This is a genomic window from Streptococcus sp. SPS1 (genome assembly GCF_030439915.1).
Lineage (GTDB): Bacteria > Bacillota > Bacilli > Lactobacillales > Streptococcaceae > Streptococcus.
Map to the genome: position 1 here is coordinate 21,913 of NZ_JAQFJG010000001.1, position 13,583 is coordinate 35,495.

Below are 13,583 nucleotides of genomic sequence, written 5' to 3' on the forward strand. Positions count from 1 at the left end.
CTTGGAATTTTCAAGTTCATTTTTTTCTTATAGTCTATTTCCGACATTAATACGGTTAATGGCACGTTGCAGTGCAATCTTCGCACGACGTTCTTGGTCAATCAAGTGTTTGTCTTGTGCTTCTTCAATTGCACGTTCTGCACGAAGTTTGGCACGTTCTGCACGACTGATATCGATATCACGAGCACGTTCTGCAGAGTCAGCGACGATTGTGATCATATCATTGGCAATTTCAATAACGCCACCATTTACTGCAATCCAGTTCACGTGATCTTCATCATCAATACGTTTTACCTTTACTTCATCAACTGCTAAAACCGCAATCATATTTTCATGTCGTGGCAAGATCCCCATCTCACCATCCAGAGTTCGAACCGATACATAGCTGGCATGGTGATCATAGACGAGACCATCTGGTGTCACGATCTGGACAGTTAACTGAGCCATAGATCACCTCTTAAAATCCCATTTTTTCAGCTTTTGCAATCACATCTTCGATAGAACCTACACCACGGAAGGCATCTTCTGGTAAGTGGTCGTATTTACCATCAAGGATTTCCTTAAAGCCACGTACAGTTTCAGCAACTGGAACATATGAACCTGGCTGGCCAGTAAATTGTTCCGCAACGTTGAAGTTTTGTGACAAGAAGAACTGGATACGACGGGCACGTGCAACCAAGGTCTTTTCTTCATCAGAAAGCTCATCCATACCGAGGATAGCAATGATATCTTGCAACTCATGGTAACGTTGAAGGACACGTTTTACTTCTGCAGCAACTGCATAGTGCTCTTCTCCAACGATTTCAGGTGCCAAGGCACGTGAACTTGAAGCAAGTGGGTCAACGGCTGGGTAGATACCCAATTGTACCAACTTACGTTCCAAGTTGGTTGTTGAGTCCAAGTGAGCGAAGGCTGTTGCTGGCGCAGGGTCAGTATAGTCATCCGCTGGCACATAGATAGCCTGGATAGAGGTTACAGACCCCTTCTTGGTTGATGTAATACGCTCTTGCAATTGACCCATTTCCGTAGCAAGGGTTGGTTGGTAACCAACGGCTGATGGCATACGACCCAAAAGGGCAGATACTTCTGAACCAGCCTGAGTGAAACGGAAGATATTATCGATAAAGAGAAGTACATCTTGGCCTTCCACATCACGGAAGTATTCAGCGATTGTCAAACCAGTAAGGGCAACACGCATACGTGCTCCTGGTGGCTCATTCATCTGACCAAATACCATGGCTGTTTTCTCGATAACGCCTGATTCTTTCATTTCCCAGTAAAGGTCATTCCCTTCACGAGTACGTTCCCCAACACCGGTAAATACTGAAATACCACCGTGTTCTTGGGCAATGTTGTGAATCAATTCTTGGATTAAGACGGTTTTACCAACTCCGGCACCACCGAAAAGTCCAACTTTACCACCTTTAAGGTAAGGGGCAAGAAGGTCGATAACCTTAATCCCTGTTTCAAGGATTTCAGAAGAGGTAGACAACTCATCAAAAGTTGGAGCTTTTTTATGAATTGGCTGACGCTCTGCGTCTTCTGTAAAAGGAGCTTCCAAGTCAATGGTATCTCCCAAAACATTGAAGACACGTCCCAAAGTTTCTTTACCTACTGGTACAGAGATTGGACGACCTGTATCCAATACTTCCATTCCACGAGTCAAACCATCTGTTGATTCCATGGCGATAGTACGAACCATACCATCTCCCAACTCTAAGGCTACTTCAAGGACGATTTTTGTTTTTCTTTCGTCATTTTTGTAGACGACAAGTGCATTGTTAATCTCAGGAAGTTTTTCCCCTGCTGCAAACAAGACGTCTACAACGGGACCGATAACCTGAGCAATTTTACCTGAACTCATCTCCTTCTCCTATTCTATATAAGATACTGTCGGTTCCTAGTTCAACTAGGTCCTAAGTTCATTTTCATACGAGCTGGACTAGAGCCTATTCTAAGGCACTAGCTCCTGCTACGATTTCTGTAATTTCTTGTGTAATCGCCGCCTGTCTGGCACGGTTATACTGAATTGTCAAATCATTGATGACTTTCTTAGCATTATCAGTCGCTGTTTGCATGGCTGTCATACCAGCAGCATTTTCAGCTGTCTTGGCATCGATAATAGCCCCATATATCATACTTTCAGCAAACTGTGGCAACAACTGCTCCAAAATTTCTTCTCGGCTGGTTTCCAATTCAAAAGTTAAGCTGTAGTCTTCATCCGCTTCATTTGGATCCAAGTCAACAATCGGAAGCATTTGTTCCACACGCATTTGACTGGTTAGCGTGTTGACATGGTGGTTATAGCAGACATAGAGTTCATCAAAGAGTTCATTTTGGTACATTTCAACAGTTTTTGAAATAATCTTACGAACTTGATCAAAGCTAGGCTGATCCGCCAAGCCACGTAATTCATAAAGTGGTTGAATACCACGAGCCTTAAAGAAATCAGCTCCCATTCCACCGATACAGATCATTTCAAAACCTGTACCGTCTGGATGGTATTCTTCTTTCAACTCCATAACAGCTTTCAGAATAGAGGAATTATAACCTCCAACTAAACCGCGGTCTGAAGTAATGACGATATAGCCTGTCTTCTTCACGGGACGGCTAATCAACATCGGATTAGTTGAACCACCAGCTCCATTACCATGAAGGATATCTGTCAAGAGCTTGCGAACCTTCTGAGCGTAAACTTGGAAGTTGCGAGCTGCTTCTTCAGAGCGACCAAGCTTAGCAGCCGATACCATTTGCATGGCATTAGTGATTTGACTCGTATTTTTTGTTGAGGCGATTTTTGTTTTAATATCATTTAGAGATACTGCCATCTGACACCTCTATTCTTATTGGAAGCTGGTTTGATTGAGAAACTCTGTAATCGCAGCATCCAAGACTGCTTCTTCTGGCAAGTCTTTTGTATCACGAATGGTTTCTAAAATCTCTGGATGTTGAGCATCAAAGAAGGCATGGAACTCTTCCTCGAAACGAACAATGTCATCTACTGGAACAGTATCCAAGAAACCATGTGTCAAAGCATAAAGAATGGTTACTTGTTTCTCAACAGGCAATGGTTTGTGAACAGGTTGTTTCAAAACTTCAACTGTACGACGTCCACGGTTCAACTTAGCCTGTGTTGCCGCATCCAAGTCAGAACCAAACTTAGTGAAGGCTTCCAACTCACGATATGAAGCAAGGTCGATACGAAGTGTACCAGCAACCTTTTTCATGGCTTTAATTTGTGCAGAACCACCTACACGAGATACAGATGAACCCGCATCAATGGCTGGACGAATACCCGCATTGAAAAGACCATCACCAAGGAAGATTTGTCCGTCAGTGATAGAAATCACGTTGGTTGCGATATAGGCAGAGATATCTCCTGCTTGTGTCTCGATAAATGGTAGGGCTGTAATTGATCCACCACCAAGTTCATCAGAAACTTTAGCTGAGCGCTCAAGCAAACGGCTGTGAAGATAGAAAACATCCCCTGGGAAGGCTTCACGACCTGGAGGACGACGAAGCAAGAGTGACAGTTCACGATAAGCTACCGCTTGTTTTGATAAATCATCATAAACAATCAAAACATGTTTCCCTTGGTACATAAATTCTTCTGCCATGGCAACCCCAGCATAAGGAGCTAGGAAAAGCAATGGAGATGGTTGTGAAGCAGAGGCTGTCACAACGATTGTGTAATCCAAGGCACCGTACTGACGTAGTGTTTCTACTTGCGTACGAACTGTTGATTCTTTTTGTCCAATCGCAACATAGATACAAATCATATCTTGACCTTTTTGGTTCAAGATTGTATCAATCGCAATGGTTGTTTTCCCTGTCTGACGGTCACCGATAATCAACTCACGTTGACCACGACCAATCGGTACAAGGGCGTCAATAGCTTTCAAACCAGTTTGCAATGGTTCTGATACAGACTTACGTTGCATAACACCAGGAGCTGGCGCTTCTACTGGACGAGTTTTATCAGTGTGGATTTCTCCAAGACCATCAACTGGACGACCGAGTGGATCCACAACACGACCAATCAGACTTTCACCTACTGGGACTTCCATGATTTTCCCTGTACGGCGGATTGTATCGCCTTCACGGATATCTGTAAAGTCACCTAGGATGATAATACCAACGTCTGTTGACTCCAAGTTTTGAGCCATACCATAAGAGCCATTTTCAAAAATCAACAACTCTCCACTCATGGCATTTTCAAGGCCATGAGCACGCGCGATACCATCCCCGATATAGGTTACAACACCTGTTTCAGTCACATCAAAATTGGGTTTGAAATTTTCAATTTGTTGCTTAATTAAAGCGCTGATTTCTTGTGCGTTAATTGCCAAAAGAACACCACTTTCTATTTCAAATTTTCTTTAACAACTTTAAGTTGTTGTTTAATACTCACATCAATTGTCTTGTGATTGGCAAAAATGACAAAACCACCAATGAGACTTTCATCGATTTCTTCTTTTACACTCCGCACTTTCAGAGACATTTTCTTCTCAATCAAAGGGAGCAAGCGACTCTTCTGTTCATCAGTTAGAGGATGAGCAGATGTAATCGTCACTTCAAATCGATTTGTTTCTTTTTCAAGTCGGTCCAAGCAATCTACAAGCACATCATAAAAAAGATTTGCTCTGTGATTGTATGCCAGAACCTGGATCAAGTTTTGCAATAAAGGTGACACAGAGTCTTGGAAGAAAGCAATTGTTTTTTCCTTATCAGACTCGTCTACGGCCACTTTTTTTAAAAAAGAAGGTAAACCTGTTTCTTCAGCAACTTGCTTGATTTGAGTCAAGTCTAAAAAGATACGGTCTTCTTCTCCTTTTTCAAGTACCAATTGGACAAAAGGCATGCTGTATTTTTCAATTACCTTTACTGTTTTCTTGTCCATTAAGCTTCTCCTAGCTGATCGATATACTGATCAATGAGTTCTTTATGGGCATGACCATCAAGGTTTTGTGAGATGATTTTACCAGCCAAGCTGATTGTCAAATCTGCTACCTCACCCTTAACGCTTTGTAAAGCTTCAGCTTTGTTTTGAGCAATTTCTTGGTTTGCTTTTTCTTTTAAGCGTCCTGCTTCTAGTTTAGCATCTGCTAAAATACTAGCCTTACTTTTCTCAGCTGTTTCTTTCGCATTCTCAATGATTGTCTTAGCTTCTTTACGGCTACCAGCCAATTCATCTTCGCGTTTTTGAGCTAATACTTCCGCTTTTTGACGTGCTTCTTCAGCTCTGTCAATATCTGAAGCAATTTTTTCAGCTCTTTCTTCGAAAATGCCTGTAATATTAGACCATGCAAATTTTTTAATCAAGACTAGCAAAAGGATAAAAGAGCCAGCGATTAAAATAAAATTACCAATTAATTCACCTACTGTTACGTGCATCAGTTACTCCTTTCTACTCTTCATCATTAATTTTATTTCCTAGGTACATAGAGGATAATAGTGTAAAGACATAGGCCTGTACACAAGAAATGAACACGGAAAATGCAGTCCAAACTAAGTTTGTCCCAAATGCGATTGGATACCAAAAAATAGCCTGATGTGAAAGTAAGAGAAGCAAACTTGTCATTACTTCACCTGCAAAGATATTCCCAAAAATCCGCAAAGCAAGAGAAAGGAAATTCGTGACTTCTTCAAGTAGATTCATCGGTGTCATAAACGCAGGAGTCACAAAACCTTTTAGGTATTGTTTAATCCCACGACGACGAATCCCCTCAATGTGCGCCATCACAATAATACAGAAAGACAAGACAAGGTCAAATGAAAGATTTGCAGTTGGCGATGTCCAAAGGTTTGTTCCATCTGTTGTTTGAAGTTTAGCCATCAAACCAAGATTATTGGCGATGACCATAAAAAGAAATAAGCATAAGTAAAAGAGTGAGTAATCTTTCATGTAGTGGGAACCAAGGTTAGGTTCTGTAAATCCAATCACAAAATCATAGAGATACTCTAGTACATTTTGTTTACCTTTGGGTTTCAAGGCCATATTACGACTTGCCCAATAGATAAATGCAAAAATCAGAAACACAGACAGCAAAGTCAAGGCTGTCAAAGTTAAATCAAAGGTAACAGGACCAATATTGATGGTTGGATTGATACTTTCTTCCATCTAACATTCTCCCTTCTCCAATTTATATTTCGTTATTTAATAATAAATGAGAAGACAAGAGTTACGAAGAAAGTTCCTTCAATAAAGGCAACCCCTAAAAACATCAAGCTACGAAACTCAGCGATAATATCTGGTTGGCGAGCTACTGATTTCAACAAACCATTCATCAATAACCCTTCACCAAGAGATACACCCATACAGGCAAGACATAGACCAAAAAATGTTAAATTCATGATGAATTCTCCTTTTAATTAAAATTTACTTACTTAGTTTAGTCCTAAAAATTGGATTTGTCAACTTTTTACCAACATTGAAAGCGTTTAATGGAAATTATTTACAATTTTACTATTTTTGAGCTTATTATATAGAAAAAATTGGAAAAAACTTGTAATAAATCCGACCATTATCTAGGTCTTTCTGAAAAATATTGAAAAAATCCGAGATGAAATCTCGGACGAAATTGATATATTTTCTTTAACTTCTTTTCTTTTAGTGAGCAAGATTAAAGGGGAAACAACTAGAAATCTTTCATATCCTGCTTGCTTATTAAGCACGAACTGTGACGCTGGTTCCATCTTCTTTGTAGAGATTGATGAGTCCTTCTTTTAATGCTCGAACCATATCTCCAGCTTGAACGGGTTGTGGGACTTTGATTGTCAAGAGTTCCATTGGATTTGGAGCACGGTCGATTTTATTGCCTTTGGCATCGTGTAAATCTTCGATATAAGTTTCAAAATGACGGAAACCTGGACCATAAAACTCAACTTGGTCGCCTTCGTTAATCACGTTCCGTTGACGAATAGTTGCTGTTTGTGTCGCATCATCATAAGAAACCACTTCTGCGACAAACTTGTACTCAGGAATTTTACGACGAGCACCGAACAACTGCTCATTTTCAGATGGTGTACCGTAGTAGAAACCTGTTGCTAATTCACGTTGGGCAACCTTCCACATCTCGTCCACCAAGTCTTGTTTGATAGCTTCAAACTTTTCAGGACTTTCAAGATAGGCATCCACAGCCGCCTTGTAGCAGTTGGTTACTGTTGATACGTAGTGAATAGACTTCATACGTCCTTCGATTTTTAGACTGTCCACACCATTTTCAATCATATCTGGGATATGGTCAATCATAGACATGTCAACGGCTGACATTGAAAATTCTTCTGGAATTTCACCTTTCAAGCTCTTGCGTTCTTGACCAAATGGCATATCGTAAAGGTCGTATTTCCAACGGCAAGATTGAGAGCAACCACCACGGTTAGCATCACGCATACTCATGTGGTTTGAAAGAGTACAACGACCAGAGTAAGAAATACACATGGCTCCATGGACAAAGGCTTCAATCTCAACATCTGTACGTTTGCGGATTTCAGCTAATTCTTCCATTGAGACCTCACGCGCCAAAACGACACGAGTCAAGCCTAGCTCTTTCCAGAACTCAAGGGTTTCATAGTTAGTAGCACTTGCTTGAGTGGAAAGATGGATTTCAAGACCTGGTGCTTCTGTTGCTGCAATCATAATCAAGGCTGGATCAGACACGATAACTGCCGCAATCCCGATATCACGTAGTTTACGGAACCACTCACCAGCACCAGCTTCATTTCCTTCGTGCATAACCATATTGGCAGCTACATAGACCTTTGCACCGTACTTAGCCGCAAACTGGACACCTTCTTCCATCTGTTCAAAGGTAAAGTTACCTGCACGGCTACGAAGACCATAGGCCTGACCACCGATAAAGACAGCATCTGCTCCATACTGAACAGCCACTTTGAGCTTTTCTAAAGTCCCTGCAGGCGATAAAACCTCAGGACGTTTTAATGTTTTTGTCATGATTTCTCCTATTTGCAATATAAAAGTTTGACGTTTTTCCTTCTCATTTTATAGTAAATAAAGGATAAAATCAAGCCTAGACAAATTGTTTTAACAATTCTAATCTTTTAGGTAACTTCTCAAAGTAACTTCCACTTGCCTGACCAAAGTGGAAATTAGTCTAAAACGGATTTTTATGGTGGAATTAAGTATGAGACGTTTGAGTTAGAAATGAGGCTCACTATGATGACAAAACATAAACAACTTACCCTTTCAGACCGTAATGATATCCAACTAGGCTTAGAACGCGGTGAAACCTTCAAGGCTATCGGGCACCTTATTCTAAAAGACCCAACTACTGTTTCCAAAGAAGTCAAACGAAACAGACAAGTCCGAGAGTCTACATGCCATAACCTTCCTTGCCCTCTACTCGACAAAGCTCCCTTTGTCTGTAACGGCTGCCCTAAAAGAAGACAAAACTGTGGCTATAAGAAGATTTTATACCTCGCTAAACAAGCTCAAAAACAGTACGAACAAACTCTTGTTGAAGCTCGTGAAGGAACTCCCCTTAATTCTCAGACTTTCTGGGACATGGATAAAATCATTTCTGATGGGGTTAAAAAGGGACAACATATCTATCATATCCTCAAAACTCACAACCTTGATGTCAGCTCCTCAACCGTCTATCGACATATCCGAAAAGGATACCTATCTATCGCTCCTATTGACCTAGCCAGAGTCGTTAAATTCAAAGAAAGACGGAAAAGTAAGCTACCTTCCATCCCTAAAGAAGCTAAAAAAGGCCGTTCCTATGAGGATTTCCTAAATTATTTGGCTCTTAAGCAACTGAACTCTTGGCTGGAAATGGATACAGTTATGGGCAGAATGGGAGGTAAAGTCCTACTCACCTTCAATCTATCTTTCTGTAACTTTATCTTCGCTAGACTTCTGGATAATAAAACTGCCCTTGAGGTTACCAAACACCTCTATGACATCAAGAACACTCTTCACCAAGCGGACAAAGATTTCTTCCAACTCTTCCCTGTCATCTTGACAGATAATGGTGGAGAGTTTGCCAGGGTCGATGATATCGAAATGGATGTGCGAGGAGAGAGTAAACTCTTCTTTTGTGACCCTAATCGCTCTGACCAGAAAGGAAGAATTGAGAAAAATCACACGCTGATTCGCGACATTCTACCTAAGGGAACTTCTTTTGACAATTTAACTCAAGAGGATATCAATCTCGTCTGTTCGCATGTCAACAGCGTCAAACGTGCTGCTTTGAATGGAAAGTCAGCCTATGAACTATTTGACTTTACTTACGGAGAAGAAATTCCTAAGCTTCTCGGCATTTCTAAAATACCTGCAGAAGACGTCTGTCAGTCGTCTAAATTACTCCAACATAAGTTCTAAAAACTAACCAAAACCCCCATTCAAACGTCTCACACTAACTTCCACCATAGCGGAACTTAATCTGAAACGCTTTCAGATGAGGGGATTTTGTGCGCTCTTTTTTTCGATTCCTTTTGGCTACAAAAGCGATGAAATCAAGCATGATTAAAACCAGTGGAACTTACCCTGACACGGATTTCCACTGGTTTTTACGATTTTTATCAGACTAACTTCCACTTGGATTAGCGGTGGAACTTAGTTTGGGAATTTAGCTTCTAATCTTTTAGACTTTGCATAATGACTGATAAACTGTCGAAAATTACCCCAGTTTTAACAAGTAGCCAAAAAGTCTAGAAAAGTAAAAACCAGTATCCAAAGATACTGGCTCGTAAAAATACATAAATAAGTCCTTAGATGACTATTCCCACTCTATTGCTCATATAATGGAAAAGGATTGATACAGCCTAGAATATCGCTTTTTTATTTATTATTCTGATATAAAACTGTTAGAATTGATTTGTTGTTTTATACAAAAATATGAATAGATAAGTAGCTAATAAGTTGAATAACATATTTGGAAAAATGGGAAATAGCAATATTACTAGAACTTTTAGAAACAATCAATATTTAAAAAAAGAAAAATGCTCAAAGAATTTATTAAACCATGTTATAATAGATATAGCTATAATTTTATTTATAACAAGGGGATAGAAATGACCGAATTAAAAGAAAAAATCGAAAAATTAGCTAAGAAATATTCTGATAACTTAAACATCAAAGTTCAAGAGAGAGTTCGTGAAATGGCAAAAGATAATAAGAGCCATTATTTGATATACAGAGTTTTAGGTATTTCATTTGAAGAAGGAGAAAATATCGATTTGTATCAAAATAAAGGTCGTTTTTTATACAAATATGCTGGTTCATTTTTAGAAGAAGCTGCAGTACTATGCTTTAACGAAAAATTTGGTACAGAAAATGCTAAAAAAGTTAAAATTCCTAATTCTGAAGGTACAAAACCTAAGACTTTTGAAATTGATTGTTTAGTTGGAGAAAAACACGCATACGAAATAAAATGGCGGGATGCAACTACAGATGGAGACCATATAACTAAAGAACACACTAGAATAAAAGTTATTCATAACAAAGGATATATACCAATTCGGTTAATGTTCTACTATCCAAATAGAACTCAAGCTATAAAAATTCAGCAAACTTTAGAAACATTGTATAACGGTATTGGAGGGAAATATTATTATGGAGATTCTGCCTGGGAACATTTAAGAGCAGTGACCGGTATTGATTTACTTAGTATTCTAACAGATATTGCAGATAAAAAAACAGGGGTAAAATCAAAATGACAGTATTAAAAGGAGATAACTTAGAAATATTAAAAACTATTGAATCCTCAAGTATTGATTTAATCTATATGGACCCTCCTTTCTTTACACAGAAAACCCAAAAATTATCTAATAACAAAAATATTATGTATTCATTCGAAGATACATGGACTTCGATTGAGGATTACAAAGAATTTTTGTCTGTAAGATTAGAAGAATGCAAAAGAGTGCTAAAAAATAGTGGCAGTATTTTCGTTCATTGTGATAAAATTGCAAATCATCATATTAGATTAATTTTAGATAATATCTTTGGAGCAGATATGTTTCAAAGCGAAATTATATGGAACTATAAACGGTGGTCTAATTCAAAAAAGGGATTATTGAACAATCATCAAAACATTTACTTTTATTCAAAGTCAAAAGATTTTAAATTTAATACAATTTTTACAGAGTATTCTTCTACTACAAATATCGACCAAATACTAGTGGAACGAAAACGAGATGGAAACTCTAAAACTATATATAAAGTTGATAATAATGGTAACTATATTCTAGCAAAAGAGAAAAATGGAGTTCCCCTTTCAGATGTTTGGAATATACCATTTCTTAATCCAAAAGCTAAAGAAAGAGTAGGTTATCCTACACAAAAGCCTATTCTGTTATTAGAACAAATTATAAAGATTGCTACTGATAAAAATGATATAGTTTTAGACCCATTCTGTGGAAGTGGAACTACTTTAGTAGCCTCCAAGATTTTGAATAGAAATTATATGGGGATTGATTTATCTGAGGAAGCTATCAATATAACTCAGCAACGTCTGGAAAATGTTATAAAAACAAGTTCAAATTTATTGAATAAAGGAATCGAAGCATATAGAACCAAAACTGAGGAAGAGGAAAACATTCTTAAATTATTACAGGCAAAAATTGTTCAAAGAAATAAAGGAATTGATGGTTTTTTACCTAAACATTTTCAAAAAAAACCGATACCTATAAAAATTCAAAAAAATAATGAATGCCTGAATGAGAGTATCTCTTTATTACAGAATGCTATAAACTCTAAAAAACTTGATTTTGGAGTAGTTATAAAAACTCATTCAGATAATTTACTATTTGATTTTGATACGATTCCTGAAAATATAATAGTAATTGACCATTTTGAACTTACCATCGAAAAATGGTTAAGTAAAAGTCAACAGTTACTATAGTTTGCAAATTATTTACAGAAAGAACAAAAAATGCTCCGAAACACTGATTTCAAAGCATTTTTTGTTAGTTTAAAATTACTCCCACTCAACAGTTGCAGGTGGTTTACTTGTAATATCGTAGACGATACGGTTAACATGATCCACTTCGTTTACGATACGTACTGAGATTTTTTGAAGGACATCCCAAGGAATCTTTGCAAAGTCAGCTGTCATACCATCAATAGAGGTGATGGCACGGATTGCAATTGTGTAGTCATACGTACGACCGTCACCCATAACACCAACTGAACGAACGCCTGTGTTAACAGTGAAGTATTGCCAGATATCGCGGTCAAGACCAGCTTTGGCAATTTCTTCACGGAGGATAGCGTCTGATTCGCGAACGGTTTCAAGTTTCTCTTCAGTGATTTCACCCATGACACGGATAGCAAGACCTGGTCCTGGGAATGGTTGGCGCCATACGATATGGTCTGGCATACCAAGCTCTGTACCAAGGGCACGAACTTCGTCTTTATAGAGGGTGTTCAATGGCTCAATCAATTCAAACTGCATGTCTTCTGGAAGACCACCCACGTTGTGGTGTGACTTGATAGTTTGAGCTGTATCTGTACCAGACTCGATAACGTCTGTATAAAGCGTACCTTGAGCAAGGAATTTCACATCTTTGAGCTTGCTTGCTTCGTCATCGAATACATAGACAAACTCGTTACCGATGATTTTACGTTTTTGTTCAGGGTCAGAAACGCCAGCAAGTTTGTCAAGGAAACGTTTAGCAGCGTCTGCTTTGACGATATTCAAACCAAACTTACCACCAAGCATGTCCATAACTTGGTCCGCTTCTCCTTTACGAAGAAGACCGTGGTCTACAAAGATACAAATCAATTGATCGCCAATAGCCTTTTGGAGAAGAACTCCAACAACTGAAGAGTCAACACCACCTGATAGACCAAGAAGGACACGTTTATCACCAACAGTTTCACGAATTTTTTGGATCTGCATATCAATGAAGTTATCCATTGACCAGTCGCCTTTAGCCTTACAGATGTTAAGAGCAAAGTTACGAAGGATATCATTTCCGTATACAGAATGACGAACTTCTGGGTGGAATTGGATACCGTAAATGTGTTTATCTGGGTTTTCAATGGCTGCATAAGGGCAGTCAGCTGATGTACCTGTACGAACAAAGTCAGCAGGAATCTCAGTAACCGCATCACCATGGCTCATCAAAACAGTCTGCTCGTCTGGTGTTGATTCAAAAAGAGCTGATGGTGTGTGAGTAAGAGTTGATTGACCGTATTCACGATTTCCAGCATCACCTGCAGGGACAACTTTTCCTCCAAGTTTATGAGTTAATAACTGCATACCGTAACAAATTCCCAAAATAGGAATTCCGAGTTCGAAGATTTCTGGGTCAATATCAAATGAACCATCTTCGTATACAGAGTTTGGACCACCTGATAGAATAATTCCTACAGGATTGATTTCACGAACTTCAGCAGCTGAAATTTTATGGCTTTTTAGTTCTGAAAAAACACCAATCTCACGGATACGGCGTGAAATCAGCTGGTTGTACTGGCTACCATAGTCCAATACGATGATTTTTTCTACATCTTGCAAATCAGTTGAAATGTTGCTCATCTTTTTCCTTTCTCAAAAGAAATATCTTTTTCAATATTCTATCACAAATAAGGGCGAATTACCAACTAAACAAGG

Annotated in this window: 13 protein-coding genes; 3 read left to right on the top strand and 10 right to left on the bottom strand. The window is 38.8% G+C overall.

Annotation, left to right across the window (positions count from 1 at the left end; all coding sequences use genetic code 11):
* Nucleotides 1–27 precede the first annotated feature (27 nt).
* The 9 genes from PCY12_RS00120 to PCY12_RS00160 form a co-directional block, all read right to left on the bottom strand.
* Nucleotides 28–447, bottom strand: a complete 420-nt coding sequence (locus tag PCY12_RS00120; RefSeq protein ID WP_000068041.1) for a F0F1 ATP synthase subunit epsilon — start codon at nt 445–447, stop codon at nt 28–30.
* 10 nt (nt 448–457) lie between these two features.
* Entirely contained in the window at nt 458–1,864 is a 1,407-nt protein-coding gene (atpD, locus tag PCY12_RS00125; RefSeq protein ID WP_000094360.1) for a F0F1 ATP synthase subunit beta, read from the bottom strand.
* An 85-nt stretch (nt 1,865–1,949) separates the two neighbouring features.
* Nucleotides 1,950–2,828: a F0F1 ATP synthase subunit gamma gene (locus PCY12_RS00130; protein ID WP_000301222.1), complete on the bottom strand. Its 879-nt coding sequence runs from the start codon at nt 2,826–2,828 to the stop codon at nt 1,950–1,952.
* 15 nt (nt 2,829–2,843) lie between these two features.
* Complete coding sequence (gene atpA / locus PCY12_RS00135) at nt 2,844–4,349, bottom strand: F0F1 ATP synthase subunit alpha (protein ID WP_000996629.1); 1,506 nt, start codon at nt 4,347–4,349, stop codon at nt 2,844–2,846.
* A gap of 14 nt (nt 4,350–4,363) precedes the next feature.
* The gene (locus PCY12_RS00140; protein ID WP_301351040.1) at nt 4,364–4,900 is read right to left on the bottom strand and encodes a F0F1 ATP synthase subunit delta; all 537 of its coding nucleotides are present in this window, start codon (nt 4,898–4,900) and stop codon (nt 4,364–4,366) included.
* Entirely contained in the window at nt 4,900–5,394 is a 495-nt protein-coding gene (gene atpF / locus PCY12_RS00145; RefSeq protein ID WP_000558549.1) for a F0F1 ATP synthase subunit B, read from the bottom strand. The genes PCY12_RS00140 and atpF overlap by 1 nt, the downstream gene beginning before the upstream one ends.
* A 13-nt stretch (nt 5,395–5,407) precedes the next feature.
* Nucleotides 5,408–6,121, bottom strand: a complete 714-nt coding sequence (gene atpB / locus PCY12_RS00150) for a F0F1 ATP synthase subunit A (protein WP_261085865.1) — start codon at nt 6,119–6,121, stop codon at nt 5,408–5,410.
* A gap of 32 nt (nt 6,122–6,153) precedes the next feature.
* A complete protein-coding gene (locus PCY12_RS00155) occupies nt 6,154–6,354 on the bottom strand; it encodes a F0F1 ATP synthase subunit C (RefSeq protein ID WP_001054557.1) in 201 nt (66 codons plus the stop codon).
* 313 nt (nt 6,355–6,667) lie between these two features.
* A complete protein-coding gene (locus PCY12_RS00160) occupies nt 6,668–7,954 on the bottom strand; it encodes a U32 family peptidase (protein ID WP_000169096.1) in 1,287 nt (428 codons plus the stop codon).
* Between the two features lie 225 nt (nt 7,955–8,179).
* Between PCY12_RS00160 and PCY12_RS00165 the strand changes: the two genes are divergently transcribed.
* The 3 genes from PCY12_RS00165 (at nt 8,180) to PCY12_RS00175 (ending at nt 11,870) form a co-directional block, all read left to right on the top strand.
* Nucleotides 8,180–9,346, top strand: a complete 1,167-nt coding sequence (locus PCY12_RS00165) for an IS30 family transposase (protein WP_301351252.1) — start codon at nt 8,180–8,182, stop codon at nt 9,344–9,346.
* Nucleotides 9,347–10,038: 692 nt separating this feature from the next.
* The gene (locus PCY12_RS00170) at nt 10,039–10,683 is read left to right on the top strand and encodes an ApaLI family restriction endonuclease (RefSeq protein ID WP_301351041.1); all 645 of its coding nucleotides are present in this window, start codon (nt 10,039–10,041) and stop codon (nt 10,681–10,683) included.
* Entirely contained in the window at nt 10,680–11,870 is a 1,191-nt protein-coding gene (locus tag PCY12_RS00175) for a site-specific DNA-methyltransferase (RefSeq protein WP_218757986.1), read from the top strand. Before PCY12_RS00170 ends, PCY12_RS00175 begins: the two co-directional genes overlap by 4 nt.
* Before the next feature lie 75 nt (nt 11,871–11,945).
* On the opposite strand, the gene guaA is transcribed toward PCY12_RS00175, so the two are convergent.
* Complete coding sequence (gene guaA / locus PCY12_RS00180; RefSeq protein WP_000065711.1) at nt 11,946–13,508, bottom strand: glutamine-hydrolyzing GMP synthase; 1,563 nt, start codon at nt 13,506–13,508, stop codon at nt 11,946–11,948.
* Between the last annotated feature and the right edge of the window lie 75 nt (nt 13,509–13,583).

Bases quoted from the DNA above. Each gene is read 5' to 3' on its own strand.
- PCY12_RS00170 (WP_301351041.1), top strand. From the start codon at position 10,039: ATGACCGAATTAAAAGAAAAAATCGAAAAATTAGCTAAGAAATATTCT.
- PCY12_RS00155 (WP_001054557.1), bottom strand. From the start codon at position 6,354: ATGAATTTAACATTTTTTGGTCTATGTCTTGCCTGTATGGGTGTATCT.
- PCY12_RS00130 (WP_000301222.1), bottom strand. From the start codon at position 2,828: ATGGCAGTATCTCTAAATGATATTAAAACAAAAATCGCCTCAACAAAA.
- PCY12_RS00120 (WP_000068041.1), bottom strand. From the start codon at position 447: ATGGCTCAGTTAACTGTCCAGATCGTGACACCAGATGGTCTCGTCTAT.
- guaA (WP_000065711.1), bottom strand. From the start codon at position 13,508: ATGAGCAACATTTCAACTGATTTGCAAGATGTAGAAAAAATCATCGTA.
- PCY12_RS00160 (WP_000169096.1), bottom strand. From the start codon at position 7,954: ATGACAAAAACATTAAAACGTCCTGAGGTTTTATCGCCTGCAGGGACT.
- PCY12_RS00175 (WP_218757986.1), top strand. From the start codon at position 10,680: ATGACAGTATTAAAAGGAGATAACTTAGAAATATTAAAAACTATTGAA.
- PCY12_RS00165 (WP_301351252.1), top strand. From the start codon at position 8,180: ATGACAAAACATAAACAACTTACCCTTTCAGACCGTAATGATATCCAA.
- atpD (WP_000094360.1), bottom strand. From the start codon at position 1,864: ATGAGTTCAGGTAAAATTGCTCAGGTTATCGGTCCCGTTGTAGACGTC.
- PCY12_RS00140 (WP_301351040.1), bottom strand. From the start codon at position 4,900: ATGGACAAGAAAACAGTAAAGGTAATTGAAAAATACAGCATGCCTTTT.
- atpB (WP_261085865.1), bottom strand. From the start codon at position 6,121: ATGGAAGAAAGTATCAATCCAACCATCAATATTGGTCCTGTTACCTTT.
- atpF (WP_000558549.1), bottom strand. From the start codon at position 5,394: ATGCACGTAACAGTAGGTGAATTAATTGGTAATTTTATTTTAATCGCT.